The sequence below is a fragment of the Serratia sp. AR11 genome (assembly GCF_056376275.1).
Genome location: NZ_CM150739.1, coordinates 753,992 through 772,578, shown reverse-complemented (window position 1 = coordinate 772,578; position 18,587 = coordinate 753,992). Strand labels below are relative to the sequence as shown.

Below are 18,587 nucleotides of genomic sequence, written 5' to 3'. Positions count from 1 at the left end.
TTCGGAGTTTTCTATGCCGACACGCCGCTACAGTGCCGACAGTCGCCGCACCGAGCTTCTTGAACGAATTGAAAGCGATATCCCCTATGCCGTTGCCCAGGCGCTGCGTGAAGACCTGGGTGGTGAAGTCGATGCCGAACGCGATATTACCGCGCAATTATTACCGGCCGACACCCGGGCCGAAGCCACCATTATTACCCGCGAGCCCGGCATCTTTTGTGGTAAGCGTTGGCTGAATGAAGTCTTCATTCAACTGGGTAACCAGGTGAAAGTGGAATGGCAGGTGGCGGACGGCGATAGCCTGGTCCCAGACCAGCCGCTCTGCAAACTGACCGGCCCGGCTCGGATATTGTTGACCGGTGAGCGCACCGCACTGAATTTTGTCCAGACGCTTTCCGGCGTAGCGACCGAAGTCAGCCGCTACGTGGCGCTGTTGCAGGGCACGCAAACCCGCCTGCTGGACACCCGCAAAACTCTGCCAGGGCTGCGCACCGCGCTGAAATATGCCGTGCTGTGCGGCGGCGGCAGTAACCATCGCCTGGGGCTTTCCGATGCCTTCCTGATCAAGGAAAACCACATCATTGCCTCCGGTTCGATTAAAAAGGCGGTCGAGAAGGCATTCTGGCTGCATGCTGACGTGCCTGTAGAGGTGGAAGTCGAATCGCTGGATGAACTGCAGCAGGCGCTGGATGCCGGTGCCGACATCGTCATGCTGGATAATTTCAGCGTCGAGATGATGCGTGCCGCCGTGGCGCAAACTCAGGGGCGTGCCCAACTGGAAGTTTCAGGCAACGTGACCAGTGAAACCCTGCGCACCTTCGCCGAAACCGGCGTGGACTACATCTCTGTTGGCGCCCTGACCAAACACGTGACTGCGCTCGATCTGTCGATGCGCTTTAAATAAACTCCGTCATCCCTGCCTCCCTGTCCATCGGGGAGGTATTTTCTCGTCAGAATTGCGAAGCTCGCCCCATCTTTTTTCTTTCCTCTGCAATGCGGATAAATTGCTGTGGAACTGCGCCCAAAAACGACCATAACCCGCTCGAAACCCACGTCCTGTACGCTTACCTTTGCTTCCACATTCACACGGAGGCAACAACAGATGGAAACACAGCGCGGCTTTACCCTAATCGAACTGATGGTGGTGATCGCCATTATCGCCATCCTGAGCGCCATAGGCATTCCCGCCTACCAGCGCTATATCCAAAAAGCAGCGATGACCGACATGCTGCAAACCATGACGCCGTATAAACTGGCCGTTGAGTTGTGCGTGCTCGACACTGGCGCGCCAACAGGCTGTAACGCCGGCAGCCAAGGTATCCCTGCCGGTGATGCCTCACGCTACGTCAGCGCAGTCAAGGTCACCCAGGGCGTGATCTCACTGACCGGTACGCAAACGCTGCAAGGACTGACGGTCGCACTGACCCCAACCCAAAACGCCAGCGGCCTGACCCGTTGGACACGTCAGTGCACCAGCAGCAACGCCAATCTGCAGGAAACCTGCCAGGAAGTTTTCCGTTTTGACGCCACCACGACGGCGCCAACACCATGAGTACGACGATCAGTGACGAAATCCATGCGCTGTGCCGCCGTTATCAGGCATTGGCGCTCAGCGAAGATCGGTACTGTCTGAATGTGGCCCTGACTACGGAGGCGCCAGAGGCGCTGCTGTCGGCGCTGCGTTTCGCCACCGGTAAGCGCATTCATCTGGAACAGTGGCCGGCCGCCCGGCTGGAAATGGAACTGAACCAACGACAAATACAAGGCGATCGACTCCCGCAAGAAGTGCCGGAGACACAACCTGATGCACCCTCATTAAACGACGACAGCGACGCTCCCGTTGTGCAGTTTATCAATCAGACGCTGCGCATCGCCATTCAACGGCGTGCCTCGGATATTCATTTCGAGCCTTACCAACAGACGCTACGTATCCGCCTGCGTATCGACGGGGTACTGCAGGCGATAACCTCACCGCCATTCACGCTCGCCGCTCGCCTCATCGCCCGACTGAAGATCATGGGGCAGTTGGACATTGCCGAACGTCGCTTGCCACAGGATGGTCAGCTCAGCGTGCAATTGGATAACGCCAGTTACTCGATGCGCATCGCCACCCTGCCCACGCTGCACGGCGAAAAAGTGGTGCTGCGAGTCCTGCAAACCGAACGCCAGGAGCTACCGCTGGATCGGCTGGGAATGGATCCGCCGGCGTTGGCGGAGTTTGCCGAGGCACTGTCCTGCCCACAGGGTATGATCCTGGTCACCGGCCCGACCGGCAGTGGTAAAACCGTGACGCTTTACAGCGGCCTGCGTCAGTTGAATGATGCGCAAAGTAATTTATGCAGCGTCGAGGATCCGATCGAGATCCCATTGTTTGGCGTTAACCAGACGCAAATCAATGCCAAAACCGACCTGGATTTTTCCCGCGTTTTACGCGCCTTACTGCGACAAGATCCGGACGTGATCATGATCGGTGAAATCCGCGACAGGGAAACGGCAGAGATCGCGGTTAAAGCCGCGCAAACCGGCCATCTGGTGCTATCCACATTGCACACCAACTCCACCAGCGAAACCCTGACGCGCCTGACCCATATGGGGATTCCCGGCTATCTGACTGCCGCCTGCCTGAAGCTGGTGATAGCCCAGCGGCTGGTGCGCAAACTTTGCAGCCACTGCCGCTATCAGCAAAGCCAGCCCATACGCTTCCCTGCCGCCATTTGGGCCACACCCCTGCTGCCCTGGCAGGCTGATGGCTGCGAACACTGCTTTAGCGGCTACTACGGCCGCACCGGGGTGTACGAATTGCTAACCATCACCCCAGAGGTACAGGCCGGTCTGTTACGGGGCGCCGCCCCTGGTGAACTGGCCGACATTGCCCAACAGCAAGGGCAGACAACGCTGCTGCAAGCCGGGTTAACGCTGGTTTCACAAGGCGTCACATCGCTGGAAGAGGTATACCGTATTGTCGGCATCATTGCCGGTGAGGAGGCTCCTTGAAAGCGCTGCGCCTTTTCCTCTGGCAGGCGATTGACCCTCAGGGTCAACTGCGTCAGGGCGAACTGATGTGCAGCGAAAAGAATTTGGTCAGCCACTGGTTGATCGAACAAGGGCTACAACCCTGCCAAATTAACAGCGGGAAACGCATTGCCCCCAGTCAGTGGCGCGGCGAACCCTTGCTCCAGTTCACCCGCCAACTTGCCACCCTGCTGCAGGCCGGGTTGCCGCTGGTCAGCGGGTTGCAGTTGCTGGCGGCAGAACACCCGTCTGCCGCCTGGCGCTGTCTGCTGCGGGACATCAGCGAACAGGTGCGGCAAGGCCAACCCTTTTCCGAGGTTATCGCCGGGCAACATGCCATCTTTCCTCTGATCTACCGCCAGTTGATCGCCATTGGGGAACTGACCGGCCACCTGGATCAGTGCTGTTTGCAACTGGCCCAACAGCAGGAAGCACAGCAAAAATTGCAGAAGAAAGTGGTTAAGGCGCTGCGTTATCCCTTGTTTATCTGCGCAGTCGCGCTGTTGGTGAGCATTCTGATGTTGGTCATGGTGTTACCGGAATTTGCCGGCGTCTATCAGTCCTTCAATGCGCCGCTGCCGTGGTTTACCCAGGGGCTGCTGAACCTTTCTACCTGGTTGATCCACGGCGGCCCCTGGCTGGTGACGGGACTGGGTTGCACAATATTTGCTTATTTTCGAAGACTGCACCCGCAGTCACACTGGCGCAGGCGCGAACAGGCGGCATTACTGCGCCTGCCGCTGATCGCTCAATTGATCAAGGGCGGTTGCCTGAGCCAAATATTCCGCATTCTGGCCATGACTCAGCAGGCCGGGCTCACGTTGGTTGAAGGATTGAATGCCGCAGCGCTGTCGGTGGACAACCTGTTTTACCGACAGGCGATGGAGAAGGTGCAGCACCAGATAGCGCAGGGTCAGACTTTCCACAGTGCGTTGGGGGAACAGGCACTTTTCCCCCCGCTTTGTCAGCAGTTAGTCCGGGTGGGCGAAGAATCCGGCTCGTTAGATACGCTGTTGGGCAAGCTGGCGCTGTGGCATGAGCAGCAAACTTTTGAGTTGGCCGATACGCTGGCGCAAACGCTGGAACCGATATTGATGCTGGTGGTGGGCGGGATCGTCGGCACGCTGGTGATCGCCATGTATTTGCCGATATTCCAGTTGGGGAACGTTTTGGGGTAAGTTCTGGAAAACCTTGAGTGCAGCACTGAACTGCGCCCAAGGTTTGGTCAGGCTGAAGCGAGCCGGATTAGTTACTGCCGAATACGCGGTTTTCCTGCTCCGCTACGCGGATAAAGGTGGTGCGTTTGGTCAGCTCTTTCAGACGTTCCGCACCGACATAAGTACAGGCAGAGCGCAGGCCACCAAGAATGTCACGGACGGTAAACTCAACCTCGCCACGCAGTGGCAGTTTGACGGTTTTGCCTTCTGCCGCACGGTACTGGGCAACACCACCGACGTGACGTTTCATCGCCGATTCGGAACTCATACCGTAGAACAGCATGAATTTCTCGCCGTTCTCTTCCACTACTGTGCCTTCGCACTCGTCATGGCCGGCCAGCATGCCACCCAGCATGACAAAATCTGCGCCGCCACCAAAGGCTTTAGCTACATCACCCGGTACCGAGCAACCGCCATCACTGACGATCTGACCGCCAAGGCCGTGTGCCGCATCGGCGCACTCGATCACCGCAGACAGCTGCGGATAACCCACGCCGGTTTTCACTCGGGTGGTGCAGACTGACCCAGGACCAATACCCACTTTGACGATATCGGCACCGGAGAGGATCAACTCTTCAACCATTTCACCAGTGACTACGTTACCGGCACAGATCACATGGTTCGGACAGGCTTCACGCGCTTTCTGCAAGAAGGCGACAAAATGCTCTGAGTAACCGTTGGCGACGTCGATGCAGATAAACTTCAACCCCGGCGACAAGGCCAGAATTTGTTGCATCTTCACAAAATCAGCTTCTGAAGTGCCGGTTGAAACCATAACGTGGCGCAGCACCGATGCCGGTACGCGCTGCACAAATGCGGCCCATTGTTCAAGGGTGTAGTGTTTGTGTACGGCGGTGAGTACGTCGAAGGTGGCCAGGGCCTCTGCCATGCTGAAGGTGCCGACCGAGTCCATGTTGGCGGCGATAATCGGCACGCCGGACCAGCTCAGGCCAGAATGTTTGAAGGTAAACTGACGCTCCAGTTCAACTTCTGAACGGCTTTTCAGCGTGGAGCGCTTAGGGCGAATCAGCACATCTTTAAAGCCTAACTTCAAATCTTCTTCAATACGCATGACTTATGATTTCCTGGTTTATGGCGACGGATCGCAGAACGCAATGTCTTGAAAGGCGACGGTAGATTAATGCCAGTTCCAGTGACGCTATCATACGCGCTAAAAATCGCCGGACAAGACTGCGAATTCTCCTTTATTTACGCTACAATCCGACAAATTTACCTGCGAATACGCAGTGTGACCGCCCGCTCATTTTTTCTTTCCGTCTGCATTTTTTATCACCGTACAGCGCAAGCTGCCGAACAAGCGCCGCCTGCTGACTTGCACTTCTGCGCGATCGCTTTATGATTCGTCTATTATTTTTTTATGAACATCAGGTGCATTCCCTACCATGGCCTACATTGTTGCGTTGACAGGGGGTATCGGCAGCGGTAAGTCAACCGTGGCAGACGCCTTTGCCCGCCATGGCGTGACGGTGGTCGATGCAGACGTTATCGCCAGGCAAGTTGTCGAACCTGGAACCCCGGCGCTGGCTGCTATCGCCAAACGTTTTGGTAATGAAATGTTGCAGCCTGATGGCAGGCTTAACCGCGCTGCGCTCCGTCAGCGTATCTTCAGTAACCCGGATGAAAAGAGCTGGCTGAACCAACTGCTGCACCCGCTGATTCATCAGGAAACCCAATGCCAACTGGCGCAAGTGACCAGTCCTTATGCACTTTGGGTCGTTCCCCTGCTGGTTGAAAACAACCTGCAGGAACGCGCCGATCGCGTCCTGGTGGTCGACGTTGACAGCGAGACTCAGTTGGCCAGAACCATCGCCCGCGACGGCATCAGCCGTCAGCAGGCACAGAACATACTGTCCGCGCAGGTCACGCGCGAGCAGCGCCTGGCCGCTGCAGATGACATAATTGATAATAGCGGCACCGCTCAGGGGATAGAGCCATTGGTTGCCGCACTGCATCGCCGTTACCTTGAGCTGGCGGCATCAGCGACCCGACAGGATTAAACTGAATGAGTGATGTTTCCCCAAGCGTTCTTTTTGAACACCCGTTGAATGAAAAAATGCGTACCTGGTTGCGTATGGAATTTTTACTGCAGCAATTGCACGGCCAGCGGGCATTGAGCGAAACAGCCATTGCCCTGACCTTCTTCCGTACCGTCGCCGATCTGCTCGACGTGCTGGAACGCGGCGAAGTGCGCACAGAGTTACTGAAAGAGCTGGAACGGCAGCAGCAAAAGCTGTTGGCCTGGGCCGATGTGCCAGGTGTCGACATGTCGCTGGTGGATCAGTTGCGCAACCAGTTGAAACAGCGCGGGGCGGCATTGATGTCTGCTCCGCGTCTTGGCCAGTCGCTGCGTGAAGACCGGCTGATTAGCCTGGTGCGGCAGCGCCTGAGCATCCCCGGCGGCTGTTGCAGCTTTGACTTGCCGACGCTGCACATGTGGATGCATGCGCCCCAGCAAGAACGGGATGATGACGTAGCCAAATGGCAGCAAACGCTGGAGCCACTGAACCAGGCGCTGACCATGGTGCTGGATCTGATCCGTCAGTCCGGGCAGTTTCGCAATCAGATCAGTTTGAACGGTTTCTTCCAGGATAACGCGGAAGGCGCCGATCTGTTGCGCTTGCGCATCAATCTGGCACACCAACTTTATCCGCAGATTTCCGGCCATAAGACGCGCTATGCGATCCGCTTCCTGCCGCTGGACAGTGAGCTTGGCGTGGTACCGGAACGATTAACCTTTGAGTTGGCCTGTTGCTAACCCAATGACATAAAAACCTTTCACGTGTTGGAAGGGAGTAAGGAACAGATATGACGACCGTAGTGAAATGCCCAACCTGTGGCAAAGGTGTAGTTTGGGGTGAAGTGAGCCCGTTCCGCCCGTTTTGCAGCAAACGCTGTCAGTTAATCGATCTGGGCGAGTGGGCCGATGAAGAGAAGCGTATTCCCAGCAACAGCGATCTGTCGGAAAGCGAAGAATGGAGTGAAGGACAAATCGGTCCGGAACCGATTTGAACGCTGCTTGCAGCGGCCCTGTAAGGGTGAGACTCATGGACGAGTCGAATAAGACGATCGTTGATCGATCGTCTTTTGTCGGCCTGGTTTCTGCCAGGCCGCTCGTTTTACTGTGCAGCGTTCGCCTGTGCCACCAACAGTTTGATAATACTGACATTGGCCTCCGGGAATTCTTCCTCCCGTAAATCAGCCTGTTTCACCCAGCGCATTGGCTGACCTTCACGGCCAAACGGCTCACCTGCCCAACCTTCCACCAGATAAAAATTCAGCGTCACGATACGATCGCTAAACCGGTGTTCAAGCACTTCCAATAGCTCTGCACGCTTGGTTTCAATGCCTGTTTCTTCCTGCAGTTCACGGCTAAGCGCCTGCTCCGGCGTCTCCCCCTGCTCAATCTTGCCGCCAGGAAACTCCCAGAAACCGGCCATATGCGAATCGGCGGCACGCCGGGTAATAAAGATTTCCTGCTGGGCATTACGAATGATGCCAACGGCGATGTTCAGATGTTTCATCGCATCCTCCTGATTGATCCATCGGGGCACGGGCTTCACCCCAAAAAACAGGGGCTCAGCACGCTGAACCCCTGGGTTTTATTGGTTAAACATTGCCGGGCTTAGCTCTGAAGACGGCCGTGGCACTGTTTGTATTTTTTACCGGAACCACATGGGCAAGGATCGTTACGCCCTACTTTACGTTCCGCCGTTGCCGGTGCATTCGGATCCTCGGTAACCAGCGCATTTTCTTCATAGTGGCTCAGCTGTTGCTGCTTGGCCAGGCGCTCGGCTTCTTCACGGCGCTGCAGCTCCAGCGCTTCAACCTCTTCCGGCATCCGCACCTGAACCTTGCTCAGGACGCTGATGACTTCATGCTTCAACGATTCCAGCATGGTGGCAAACATGTTGAAGGACTCGCGTTTGTACTCCTGCTTAGGATCTTTCTGCGCATAACCACGCAGATGGATGCCCTGACGCAGGTAGTCCATCGCCGCCAGATGCTCTTTCCACAGGGAATCCAGTGTCTGCAGCATCACACCCTTCTCGAAGTTGCGCATCATCTCGACGCCAACCACTTCTTCTTTACGCTGGTACTCTTCTTTCGCCTTTTCCAGAATACGCTCACGCAGAGTTTCTTCGTGCAGCTGAGGCTCTTTGTCCAACCATTCGGCGATTGGCATATCCAGATCGAAGTCGTTTTTCAGGCGCTCTGTCAGCCCCTCAATGTCCCACTCTTCTTCCAGCGATTCTGGCTGAATGTAGCCGTCGATAGTGGTCTTGAACACGTCTTCACGGATGCTGGTGATGGTTTCGCTAACGTCAGACACGTCCAACAGTTCGTTACGCTGGCTGTAGATAGCGCGACGCTGGTCGTTGGCCACGTCATCGTATTCCAGCAGTTGCTTACGAATGTCAAAGTTGCGGCTTTCCACTTTGCGCTGTGCGTTGGCAATCGCCTTGGTGACCCATGGGTGCTCAATGGCCTCACCTTCTTTCATACCCAGTTTACGCATCATGCTGGAAACGCGATCCGAGGCGAAAATACGCATCAGAGCATCTTCCATCGACAGGTAGAAGCGGGATGAACCGGCATCACCCTGACGACCTGAACGGCCGCGCAACTGGTTATCGATACGGCGTGATTCATGACGCTCGGTACCAATGATGTGCAGGCCGCCTGCGGCCAGTACCGCATCATGGCGAATTTTCCAGGCTGCCTTGATTTCGGCAATTTGCTCTTCAGTTGGGTCTTCCAACTGTTCAATCTCGGCCTGCCAGCTGCCGCCCAGCACGATATCGGTACCACGACCCGCCATGTTGGTGGCGATAGTGACCGCACTGCTTTGGCCGGCCTGGGCCACGATGTCGGCTTCCATGGCGTGGAATTTGGCGTTCAGAACCTTATGTTCGATACCGGCTTTGGTCAGTTCGCGGGAAACAACTTCGGATTTTTCAATCGAGATGGTCCCCACCAGCACAGGCTGTCCGTTGACGGTACGTTCACGGATATCTTCAATGATGGCGCCAATCTTCTCCAGCTCGGTCATGTAGACCAGATCCGGCATGTCCTTACGGATCATCGGACGGTTTGTCGGCACCACTATGGTATCGAGCTTGTAGATAGAGCTGAATTCAAAGGCTTCGGTGTCGGCAGTACCGGTCATCCCGGCCAGCTTCTCGTACAGACGGAAGTAGTTCTGGAAGGTGATGGATGCCAGCGTCTGGTTCTCGTTCTGGATTTCCACGCCTTCTTTGGCTTCCACCGCCTGATGCAGACCATCAGACCAGCGACGCCCCTGCATGGTACGGCCGGTGTGTTCGTCAACGATAATGACTTCACCGTCTTTTACGATGTAGTCAACGTCACGGGTAAACAGCACGTGGGCACGCAGCGCAGCGGTCACGTGGTGCATCAGCATGATGTTGGTCGGTGAGTACAGTGACTCGCCTTCATCCATGATGCCGGCTTCCATCAGCATTTCTTCGATCAGGATCAGGCCGCGTTCGGTCAGGTGCACCTGGCGCGCTTTCTCGTCAACCGAGAAGTGGCCTTCGCCCTGGAAGGAATCGGAATCTTCTTTTTCCTGACGGATCAACTGAGGGATCAGCTTGTTAACTCTGATGTACATCTCGGAGCTGTCTTCAGCCGGACCGGAGATGATCAACGGAGTACGCGCTTCATCGATCAGGATGGAGTCAACCTCATCCACCAACGCATAGTGCAGCTTGCGCTGAACTCGCTCTTCCGGACTGAACGCCATGTTGTCGCGCAGGTAGTCAAAGCCGTATTCGTTGTTGGTACCGTAGGTAATGTCGGCGGCATAAGCTTCACGCTTGGCCGGTGCCGGCATACCTGGCAGGTTGATACCGATGCTCAGGCCGAGGAACTCGAACAGTGGGCGGTTATTTTCGGCGTCACGCTGTGCCAAATAGTCGTTCACTGTAACCACGTGCACGCCACGGCCGCTCAGGGCGTTCAGATAAGCCGGCAGGGTTGCAGTCAGGGTTTTACCTTCACCGGTACGCATCTCTGCAATACAGCGATCGTTCAGTACCATACCGCCCAGCAGCTGCACGTCGAAGTGACGCATGCCGAACACGCGCTTGCTTGATTCGCGCACTACGGCGAAGGCTTCCGGCAGCAGGTTTTCCAGCACTTCACCCTTTTCCAGGCGCGCGCGGAACTCGTTGGTCTTGGCTTTCAGTTCGTCATCGGACAGTTTTTCCATGTCCGGTTCCATCTGATTGATCAGTTCAACCGCTTTACGCATGCGACGCAGTGTACGATCGTTACGGCTACCAAAAACTTTGGTCAATAATTTCACTAACATGATGTTTGATATCTCTGTCATGACAGCCAACACGGGCCGTCAATTTGCTGTTATTTTTAGGTTTTTTGTCGCCCGATGGGCAAGAAATCAGCTTAAGGCTGCGGGTCCGGCGCGAATGCCCTGCACCTGTGCCAGCCATAACCCTGTCTGATGCTGCGCAAAGGCAGGTAGCACGGCATGGTGGGTATCACGAATGATGGTCGGCGGCTTTTGCTCATGCGTCAGCAGCGCGTTGAGAGTAGAAAGCAGCGCCAGTTGCGCTACCTGTAATGGGGGTTCGGTCGCTTCCGCTTCTCTTTCCTGCCCTCGCGCGAAAACCGCCTGCGGTGCAAGAGCAAAAGAAAGGTGACGAATGACGGTGCGAAGCGCATGCTGGTGCCAATAATCGACACTGAAGGTCGGGCGGCGATGCGCTTCCTGCAGTAATGCCAGGCTATTAAAGGCCCCGCTGGCGGAATTTTGCCGGTTCAGGCTGGACGAGGTGCTCGGCAGAGCGGCTTGATCGGGCGTGCCGGACAGATTTGTAGGTACGCCAAGCGTGGCCGCGACCATCCCTAACAGGAGATGGGGCCAGAAATAACGTCTGCCAAATTGTCGCCAACGATTTAGAATACCGATCACGAGTTTATTATCCGCCGGAGCCCATTATGCGCGATAGCCGTCCACAATTATTAGATTCCCTGTTTGACGACGCTAACACAGAAGACAAAGGCCCGCTGCATAACGTCCAACAACGCGCAGTGGCGCTGCTGAAGCTTAACCGTGCAGTGAAAGGCGTATTGCCGGTTCAACTGCATCCCTGGTGCCGCGTCGCAAATTTCCGACAGGGTATTTTAGTGCTAGAAACGGCAAATGCCAGCTGGATGATGCGTCTACGCTACGAACAACCGGCTTTATTATCTGCACTACGAGCGCAAATTCTACCATCATTGTCGTCGATCGACATCAGGATTAATCCGGCCTTGATGGCAAAAGGGAGCAACCTTGTGCAGAACGCCGCAAAAACGGCAGGAAATACGCAGGAGAAGGTGCCTATGCGTCATCTGAGCCAGGAAAGTGCTAAGGAATTAAGGGGATTGGCGAGCCGGAGCCCAGAAAAACTGCGCAAGATATTGGAACGACTGGCATCGCTGGCCGGAGAAGGTGCCAACGCTACCAGTCGTGATAAATAATCAGTGGTATCAGCTTATGCCAATACGGTGGACGGGGCTTTGAATGCCAAAGGCATTTCGGCTTCGTCCTGGAAGGTGACAAATTCCCACGCTTCCTGTTTCGCCAGAACCGCTTGCAGCAGTTTGTTGTTCAGCGCATGACCAGACTTGTACGCGGTGAACGCGCCAATGATGTTATGGCCGCACATGAACAGGTCGCCGATGGCGTCCAGCATTTTGTGGCGTACGAATTCGTCTTCAAAGCGCAGGCCGTCTTCATTCAGAACGCGGTAATCATCCACCACGATAGCGCAGTCAAAGCTGCCACCCAGGGCCAGGCCACGTGACTGTAAATACTCGATGTCACGCATAAAACCGAAGGTGCGCGCACGGCTGATTTGACGCACGAACGAGTCGGCAGAAAAATCAAGGCGGTAGCGTTGCGTACTGGCATCGATAGCCGGGTGGTTGAAGTCGATGGTGAAGTCCAGGCGGAACCCGTTATGCGGGGACAGCTCGGCCCACTTGTCGCCATCTTCAACACGCACTGTGTCTTTCAGACGCAGGAATTTCTTCGCAGAGTTCAGTTCTTCAATGCCGGCATCCAGCAACAGGAAGACGAACGGGCTGGCACTGCCGTCCATGATAGGAATTTCGGCGGCGTCAACTTCGATAACGATGTTGTCGATACCCAAACCAGCCAGCGCGGCATTAAGATGCTCAACGGTAGAAATACGCACGTCATGCTCGTTCACCAGGCAGGTGCACAGCATGGTATCACGCACGGATTTTGCATCAGCCGGAAAATCAACCGGGGGATTCAAGTCAGTGCGACGATAGATGACCCCGGTATTAGCCGCTGCGGGGCGCATTGTCAGCGTGACTTTCTTGCCGGTATGCAAACCGACACCAGTCGCCTGAACAATACGTTTTAATGTCCGTTGTTTGATCATCGTTTTATCTCGCAATGTTATCAATCCTACCGACCAAGCATACAGCATGGCCGGCGGGACAGTTTAGCACAAAGAGCGGAGATTCCAAATTCTCAGGATATTCTTAGTCTGCCTGCTTGCGCAGGAAGGCAGGAATATCGAGATAGTCGGGCTCTTTATTAGGCTGCGCAGTCGGATCGTTCACTACCTTGGCGGCAGGTTTCACTTCCTGCGGCAACGGCGACATGCCGTGCTGCTGGTAGCGATGGTCCATCACTGGCTGGCTGGCCTGTTTGTTGGTCACCAGAGTGATTTCCGGACGTTTGTCCATGCCGATACCGGTCGCAACCACGGTCACGCGCAGTTCGTCGTTCATTTCCGGGTCCAGCGAGGTACCGATAACTACGGTCGCATTGTCGGAAGCGAAAGCACGAATGGTGTTACCCACGGTTTCGAACTCATCCAAACGCAGGTCGAAACCGGCGGTGATGTTGACCAGAACGCCGCGAGCGCCGGACAGGTCGATGTCTTCCAGCAGTGGGCTGGAGATCGCCATTTCCGCTGCTTCTTCAGCACGGTCTTCACCACAGGCAACGCCGGAACCCATCATCGCGTAGCCCATTTCGGACATTACGGTGCGCACGTCGGCGAAGTCGACGTTCATCAGGCCCGGACGGGTGATCAGTTCGGCAATACCCTGCACCGCGCCTTTGAGCACGTCGTTAGCCGCGCCGAACGCGTCCAGCAGAGAAATACCGCGACCCAGAACTTTCAACAGTTTGTCGTTCGGGATAGTGATCAGTGAGTCCACATGTTTGGACAACTCTGCAATACCCTGCTCAGCGAACGCCATGCGTTTCTTGCCTTCGAAATTGAAAGGCTTGGTAACCACGGCCACTGTCAGAATACCCAGATCTTTAGCAACTTCTGCGACGACTGGCGCTGCACCGGTACCGGTACCGCCGCCCATGCCGGCTGCAATGAAGACCATGTCTGCACCATCGAGTGCGGCACGCAAGGCTTCACGGTCTTCTTCCGCTGAATTGCGACCCACTTCAGGGTTCGCGCCTGCACCCAGACCTTTGGTAATACCGCTACCGATCTGGATGGTTTGGCCAACTGCCGTTTTACGAAGCGCCTGAGCGTCTGTATTAACGGCGAAGAATTCAACACCTTCGATGCGCTCGCGCACCATGTGCTCAACGGCGTTGCCACCGCCACCGCCGACGCCGATGACTTTAATCACCGCGTCATTGGTTAGTTCCATTGGTTCAAACATAGTTTCTCTCCGTTTTGTGCCTGTCGCTGCGAGATCATAAAAAGATTACTCAGCATGATCTCTTTGTTGAAACATTAAAACTCTTTTCTCAGCCAGCTATTGATACGTTTAAACCAATTGCCCACCGAGGCGCGTTTTTCTACTTCTGCCTCACCACTCAGGTGAGACTCTTTTCCATAGTGCAGCAGACCTACCGCCGTAGAGTAGTAAGGCTCCTGCGCATAATCCGTCAGACCCGTGATGTTCAAGGGTTGGCCGATGCGTACCTGGGTATGGAACACCCGTTGCGCACAAGCTGCCAGGCCATCAATCTGGGCGGCGCCACCGGTCAGCACAATACCCGCTGCCAGATGATGCTTCACCCCTTGCTGACGCAGTTGCTCCTGCAATTGCAAAATCTCATCGTTAACCAGATTCAACAGTTCGGTGTAGCGTGGCTCGATAACTTCAGCCAGTGTCTGTCTTTGCAGACTACGAGGAGGACGCCCCCCAACGCTTGGCACCTCTACACTTTCATCCTTGCTAACAATCGACCCAAGCGCACAGCCGTGTCGAACTTTGATCGCTTCCGCATCTGTCGGCGGTGTGCCGAAGGCGTAGGCGATATCGCTGGTGACCACGTTCCCGGCGTAAGGGATTACTTTGGTGTGGCGCAGCGCACCGCCGGTGTACACCGCCATATCCATGGTGCCGCCGCCGATATCCACCACACAAACGCCGAGTTCGCGCTCATCTTCGGTCAGTACCGCATAGCTGGCGGCCAGACCGGCGAAAATAAGTTGGTCTACTTTCAGACCGCAACGTTCTACTGCCTTGACGATGTTTTTTGCCATATCGTTATGGCAGGTGATCAGGTGCACCTTGGCCTGCATACGCACGCCGGACAACCCAACCGGGTTTTTGATGCCTTCCTGATAATCGATGGCGTATTCCTGAGGGATGACGTGCAGGATGCGGTGTTCATCACGGACGCGTACCGATTTAGCGGTATGCACTACGTTCTCCACATCTTCCTGTGTCACTTCCTCTTCGGAAATAGGAACCATCCCTATTTCGTTCTGGCAGCTGATGTGTTTACCCGATAATGCGAGGTAAACCGAAGAAATCTGACAATCAGCCATCAGTTCGGCCTGATCGATAGCGCGCTGTACGCACTTCACTACCGACTCCAGGTCGTTAACGCCACCCTTATCCATGCCGCGAGACGGGCAGCTGCCCACCCCGATAATGTTGACCATGCCATCGGGCAGAACTTCCCCTACCAATGCGGAGACTTTTGCAGTACCGATCTCCAGTCCAACTACCAGTTTTCTGTCCGTCGACTTGATCATTGTTGTTTTGCCTGTGCCTGATTCTGTTGCTGATTACTGTTTTGCTGATCGCCTGCTGCCTGCGGGTCGATAAACACTGGGGCCCAACCTACCGATGCACCGGCCTCATAGCGTAAGTCGACGTAGCTGACTCGCTTGCTTTCTGCCTGCCCCTGCTGCTGCAATATCGGATAAAGCTCGATAAAGCGCTGCAGGCGTCCGGTGCGATCGTCGCGTCCCAGCTCCAGCCGAACATCATTATCCAAAGCCAGCTGCCAGGAATGGCGAGCACTCATGGCCGCCATTTTCAGCGTATATTTGCTGGCCGCTAACATGTTGCTCATGGTCCGATATCCGTCCAGAACATCCTGTTCGCTCCCTTCCGGGCCATAAAGCAACGGCAACTTCTGTTTGCCAATTCGTTCTGCCGGCACGCTGAAGGATTTGCCTTCGGCGTCCACCATGTGCAAATCATTCCAGCGCGCTACCGGGACATATTCCACCAGGTGGATTTTCAGCTCGTCCGGCCACTGCTTGCGTACGCTGGCCTGCTTGATCCACGGCAGGCGTTCAATCTGCTGCTGGATGATATCCACATCCTGCGTCATGAAAGTACCCGGCGATCCCAGTGCCAGGATCGCCTGGCGAATATCGTCGTTGGTGGTGTAGTGGCGTTCACCGGTTACCACCAGTCGTGACAGCGGCAGGCGGCTGGCATCTTTCATCCAGCCAATCACCGCCCAGCCACTCCACAGGACCGTTCCCAATACCATCAGCAGGAAAACCATTCCCGCCAACTGGGTTCCATTGCTGCGGCGCGGGTTGTTATCCACCTCGCGTTCACGCGCATTCAGGGCAGCTTGCGACATATCAGTCGGCCAATTCCAAAATTCTCGCTACCAGCTGCGAGAAGCTTAAACCAGACTGGCGCGCTGCCATCGGCACCAGGCTATGACTGGTCATGCCCGGCGAGGTATTCACCTCAAGCAGATAGAAGCTGCCATCGCTATCCTGCATCACATCTACACGGCCCCAGCCGCTGCAGTCCAGCCCACGGTAGGCGCGTAACGCCAGGGCAGCCATTTCGGCTTCCTGCTGCGCACCCAGGCCACTCGGACAGAAATACTGGGTATCGTCCGAAATGTACTTGGCCTGATAGTCGTAAAACACGCCGGCCGGTTGAATGCGGATCGAAGGCAATACCTGGTCGCCCAACATCGCTACCGTGTATTCCGGGCCGCTCAGCCATTTTTCGACCAGCACGTCGTCGTCATGGCGGAAACCTTCTTCCAACGCCGCTTCGAGCGCGTCACGCTCGGTGACTTTGCTCATGCCGACGCTGGAACCTTCACGGCTAGGCTTGACGATCAGCGGCAGGCCCAAGGCCTCCACGCGGGCAATCAGCGTCGCTTTCTCGGCACCGGCATACTGCTTGCGGTTCAGCGCGACATAAGGCGCCACCGGCAAGCCCATCGACTGCCACACCATTTTGGTGCGCCATTTGTCCATGGTCAGCGCCGAAGCCATCACACCGCTGCCGGTATAAGGCAGCTCGAGGAACTCCAGCATCCCTTGCAGGGTGCCGTCTTCGCCGCCGCGACCGTGCAGCGCGATAAAGACTTTGGTAAACCCGTGTTCTTTCAGTTGGGTTACCGGGAAGTCACGGATATCAATGCCGTGGGCATCGATACCGGCTTCACGCAGCCCGGCCAGCACGGCGGCGCCGGATTGCAATGACACTTCACGTTCAGCAGAGGTGCCACCCAGCAGTACGGCAACTTTATCGGCCATGGTGTTCCTCCTCTTTTTTCTGTGGCTGCAGCTTCAGCTCAGCCAGTTTGCGGGCAACTTTGCCCACGTTGCCGGCGCCCTGCACCAGCACTAAATCGTCGGCCTGCAACAACTGCGCCAGGGTTTCCGGCACGGTGTCCGCATCGGAAACCAGAATCGGATCCAGCTTGCCGCGGCTGCGGATAGTCCGGCACAGTGAGCGGCTGTCCGCCCCTGGGATCGCCGTTTCACCCGCCGAATACACGTCCAGCATCAGCAGCACGTCCACCTGCGACAGCACGTTGGCGAAGTCGTCATACAGATCGCGCGTACGGGTGTAACGGTGCGGCTGGAAAACCATCACCAGACGCTTGTCCGGCCAACCGGCACGCGCCGCTTTCAGCGTTGCGTCAACCTCGGTCGGATGGTGACCATAGTCGTCAACCAGCATCGCACTGCCACTTTTGCCGTTGACCGGCTCCAGCGGGAATTCGCCGAGGAAATCAAAGCGGCGACCGGTACCCTGGAAGCCGGCCAGCGCACGCAGGATATCTGCGTCGTCAATACCTTCCTCTGTTGCCACTGCCACTGCCGCCGCGGCGTTTAACGCGTTGTGACGGCCCGGCGCATTCAGGGTGACCGTCATTAACGGTTTGTCCTGACGGCTCAGCGTAAAGTGGCCCTGCGGCCCAACCTGGCGATAGCTCTCGATGCGTACGTCGGCATCATCACTGAAACCATAGGTGGTGATATGGCGGCCCACGCGTGGCAGCAGTTCGCGCACCACCGGGTCATCAACACACATCACCGCACGACCGTAGAACGGCAGGTTGTGCAAAAAGTTAATAAACGTCTGCTTCAGATTTTCGAAGTCACCCTGGTAGGTCTCCATATGGTCGGCTTCGATATTGGTGACAATCGCCACCATCGGCTGCAAATGCAGGAACGACGCATCGCTCTCATCCGCTTCCGCAATCAGGTAACGGCTGGAACCCAAACGCGCATGGGTACCCGCCGCTTTCACCAGCCCGCCGTTGACAAAGGTCGGGTCCAGGCCGGCTTCGGCATAAATGCTCGACACCATCGCCGTGGTGGTGGTCTTGCCGTGCGTACCGGCAACGGCGATACCGTGGCGGAAACGCATCAGTTCGGCCAGCATCTCTGCGCGACGGATCACCGGGATACGCGCCTCACGGGCGGCGACAAGCTCCGGGTTGTCGGCGGAAATGGCGGTAGAAACCACCACTACGCTGGCATCCAGTACGTTTTCCGGGCGGTGATGGAAGTAAATCGTCGCCCCGAGCGCGCTCAACTGTTGGGTTACCGGATTCGGTGCCAGGTCAGAACCGCTGATTTGATAACCTTCGTTAGCCAACACTTCGGCGATACCACCCATGCCGGCGCCACCGATGCCGACAAAGTGAATGTGCCGGACGCGTCGCATCTCGGGCACGATAGTACGTAGTTTCGCCAGTTGTTGTGTATTCATCACTCTCTCTAATCCGGGTCCGGCATACCGGGCCCCTGTATGACATTCTTTAATTCAGGCCCGGCGTACCGA

Annotated in this window: 18 protein-coding genes; 8 read left to right on the top strand and 10 right to left on the bottom strand. The window is 56.1% G+C overall.

Translation table 11 applies throughout. The annotated features are described in order from the left end of the window. The first annotated feature begins 13 nt into the window (after positions 1-13). From nadC to hofC, 4 genes are all read left to right on the top strand, one after another. Positions 14-904 (top strand): carboxylating nicotinate-nucleotide diphosphorylase, encoded by an 891-nt coding sequence (gene nadC, locus ACSOSI_RS03585; protein ID WP_476706559.1) that lies wholly within the window; start codon positions 14-16, stop codon positions 902-904. Between the two features lie 198 nt (positions 905-1,102). After that, on the top strand, positions 1,103-1,552 hold the full coding sequence (ppdD, locus tag ACSOSI_RS03580) for a prepilin peptidase-dependent pilin (protein WP_476706558.1): 450 nt from the start codon (positions 1,103-1,105) through the stop codon (positions 1,550-1,552). Continuing rightward, positions 1,549-2,994, top strand: coding sequence for a type II secretion system protein GspE (gene gspE, locus ACSOSI_RS03575; RefSeq protein WP_476706557.1), 1,446 nt, complete (start codon positions 1,549-1,551; stop codon positions 2,992-2,994). Before ppdD ends, gspE begins: the two co-directional genes overlap by 4 nt. Further along, positions 2,991-4,190 carry a protein transport protein HofC gene (gene hofC / locus ACSOSI_RS03570; RefSeq protein WP_476706556.1) on the top strand — a complete coding sequence of 400 codons (1,200 nt, stop codon included), beginning with the start codon at positions 2,991-2,993 and terminating at the stop codon, positions 4,188-4,190. The genes gspE and hofC overlap by 4 nt, the downstream gene beginning before the upstream one ends. A 67-nt stretch (positions 4,191-4,257) precedes the next feature. Here hofC and ACSOSI_RS03565 read toward each other — a convergent pair whose 3' ends face one another. Further along, positions 4,258-5,301, bottom strand: coding sequence for a GMP reductase (locus ACSOSI_RS03565; protein ID WP_476706555.1), 1,044 nt, complete (start codon positions 5,299-5,301; stop codon positions 4,258-4,260). 331 nt (positions 5,302-5,632) lie between these two features. Between ACSOSI_RS03565 and coaE the strand changes: the two genes are divergently transcribed. The 3 genes from coaE to yacG are packed head-to-tail and all read left to right on the top strand — an operon-like array spanning position 5,633 to position 7,259. Further along, a complete protein-coding gene (gene coaE, locus ACSOSI_RS03560) occupies positions 5,633-6,247 on the top strand; it encodes a dephospho-CoA kinase (RefSeq protein ID WP_261414077.1) in 615 nt (204 codons plus the stop codon). 5 nt (positions 6,248-6,252) lie between these two features. Next, positions 6,253-7,005 (top strand): cell division protein ZapD, encoded by a 753-nt coding sequence (zapD, locus tag ACSOSI_RS03555; protein ID WP_135315112.1) that lies wholly within the window; start codon positions 6,253-6,255, stop codon positions 7,003-7,005. A 50-nt stretch (positions 7,006-7,055) separates the two neighbouring features. Beyond that, entirely contained in the window at positions 7,056-7,259 is a 204-nt protein-coding gene (yacG, locus tag ACSOSI_RS03550; RefSeq protein ID WP_012005220.1) for a DNA gyrase inhibitor YacG, read from the top strand. Between the two features lie 107 nt (positions 7,260-7,366). On the opposite strand, the gene mutT is transcribed toward yacG, so the two are convergent. From mutT to secM, 3 genes are all read right to left on the bottom strand, one after another. After that, on the bottom strand, positions 7,367-7,771 hold the full coding sequence (mutT, locus tag ACSOSI_RS03545) for an 8-oxo-dGTP diphosphatase MutT (protein ID WP_017891610.1): 405 nt from the start codon (positions 7,769-7,771) through the stop codon (positions 7,367-7,369). 101 nt (positions 7,772-7,872) lie between these two features. Continuing rightward, entirely contained in the window at positions 7,873-10,584 is a 2,712-nt protein-coding gene (gene secA, locus ACSOSI_RS03540; protein WP_017891609.1) for a preprotein translocase subunit SecA, read from the bottom strand. 87 nt (positions 10,585-10,671) lie between these two features. After that, entirely contained in the window at positions 10,672-11,205 is a 534-nt protein-coding gene (gene secM, locus ACSOSI_RS03535) for a secA translation cis-regulator SecM (protein WP_041418462.1), read from the bottom strand. Positions 11,206-11,231: 26 nt separating this feature from the next. Here secM and ACSOSI_RS03530 point away from each other — a divergent pair, with 26 nt between their 5' ends. Then, a complete protein-coding gene (locus ACSOSI_RS03530; RefSeq protein WP_476706554.1) occupies positions 11,232-11,756 on the top strand; it encodes a DUF721 domain-containing protein in 525 nt (174 codons plus the stop codon). Positions 11,757-11,770: 14 nt separating this feature from the next. Here the strand turns inward: ACSOSI_RS03530 and lpxC are convergent, their stop codons facing one another. The 6 genes from lpxC to murC form a co-directional block, all read right to left on the bottom strand. Then, positions 11,771-12,688, bottom strand: a complete 918-nt coding sequence (lpxC, locus tag ACSOSI_RS03525; protein ID WP_017891607.1) for a UDP-3-O-acyl-N-acetylglucosamine deacetylase — start codon at positions 12,686-12,688, stop codon at positions 11,771-11,773. Between the two features lie 103 nt (positions 12,689-12,791). After that, on the bottom strand, positions 12,792-13,946 hold the full coding sequence (ftsZ, locus tag ACSOSI_RS03520) for a cell division protein FtsZ (protein ID WP_004950150.1): 1,155 nt from the start codon (positions 13,944-13,946) through the stop codon (positions 12,792-12,794). Between the two features lie 74 nt (positions 13,947-14,020). Then, positions 14,021-15,277 carry a cell division protein FtsA gene (gene ftsA, locus ACSOSI_RS03515; protein WP_004950148.1) on the bottom strand — a complete coding sequence of 419 codons (1,257 nt, stop codon included), beginning with the start codon at positions 15,275-15,277 and terminating at the stop codon, positions 14,021-14,023. After that, complete coding sequence (gene ftsQ / locus ACSOSI_RS03510) at positions 15,274-16,125, bottom strand: cell division protein FtsQ (protein ID WP_259190223.1); 852 nt, start codon at positions 16,123-16,125, stop codon at positions 15,274-15,276. The genes ftsA and ftsQ overlap by 4 nt, the downstream gene beginning before the upstream one ends. A 1-nt stretch (position 16,126) precedes the next feature. After that, on the bottom strand, positions 16,127-17,047 hold the full coding sequence (locus ACSOSI_RS03505; protein ID WP_012005213.1) for a D-alanine--D-alanine ligase: 921 nt from the start codon (positions 17,045-17,047) through the stop codon (positions 16,127-16,129). Further along, positions 17,037-18,515, bottom strand: a complete 1,479-nt coding sequence (murC, locus tag ACSOSI_RS03500; protein WP_012005212.1) for a UDP-N-acetylmuramate--L-alanine ligase — start codon at positions 18,513-18,515, stop codon at positions 17,037-17,039. Before murC ends, ACSOSI_RS03505 begins: the two co-directional genes overlap by 11 nt. Positions 18,516-18,587: the final 72 nt, after the last annotated feature.

Coding starts and splice junctions, on each gene's coding strand:
- nadC (WP_476706559.1), top strand. CDS start 14: ATGCCGACACGCCGCTACAGTGCCGACAGTCGCCGCACCGAGCTTCTT.
- ppdD (WP_476706558.1), top strand. CDS start 1,103: ATGGAAACACAGCGCGGCTTTACCCTAATCGAACTGATGGTGGTGATC.
- gspE (WP_476706557.1), top strand. CDS start 1,549: ATGAGTACGACGATCAGTGACGAAATCCATGCGCTGTGCCGCCGTTAT.
- ACSOSI_RS03565 (WP_476706555.1), bottom strand. CDS start 5,301: ATGCGTATTGAAGAAGATTTGAAGTTAGGCTTTAAAGATGTGCTGATT.
- coaE (WP_261414077.1), top strand. CDS start 5,633: ATGGCCTACATTGTTGCGTTGACAGGGGGTATCGGCAGCGGTAAGTCA.
- zapD (WP_135315112.1), top strand. CDS start 6,253: ATGAGTGATGTTTCCCCAAGCGTTCTTTTTGAACACCCGTTGAATGAA.
- yacG (WP_012005220.1), top strand. CDS start 7,056: ATGACGACCGTAGTGAAATGCCCAACCTGTGGCAAAGGTGTAGTTTGG.
- mutT (WP_017891610.1), bottom strand. CDS start 7,771: ATGAAACATCTGAACATCGCCGTTGGCATCATTCGTAATGCCCAGCAG.
- secA (WP_017891609.1), bottom strand. CDS start 10,584: ATGTTAGTGAAATTATTGACCAAAGTTTTTGGTAGCCGTAACGATCGT.
- ACSOSI_RS03530 (WP_476706554.1), top strand. CDS start 11,232: ATGCGCGATAGCCGTCCACAATTATTAGATTCCCTGTTTGACGACGCT.
- lpxC (WP_017891607.1), bottom strand. CDS start 12,688: ATGATCAAACAACGGACATTAAAACGTATTGTTCAGGCGACTGGTGTC.
- ftsZ (WP_004950150.1), bottom strand. CDS start 13,946: ATGTTTGAACCAATGGAACTAACCAATGACGCGGTGATTAAAGTCATC.
- ftsA (WP_004950148.1), bottom strand. CDS start 15,277: ATGATCAAGTCGACGGACAGAAAACTGGTAGTTGGACTGGAGATCGGT.
- ftsQ (WP_259190223.1), bottom strand. CDS start 16,125: ATGTCGCAAGCTGCCCTGAATGCGCGTGAACGCGAGGTGGATAACAAC.
- ACSOSI_RS03505 (WP_012005213.1), bottom strand. CDS start 17,047: ATGGCCGATAAAGTTGCCGTACTGCTGGGTGGCACCTCTGCTGAACGT.
- murC (WP_012005212.1), bottom strand. CDS start 18,515: ATGAATACACAACAACTGGCGAAACTACGTACTATCGTGCCCGAGATG.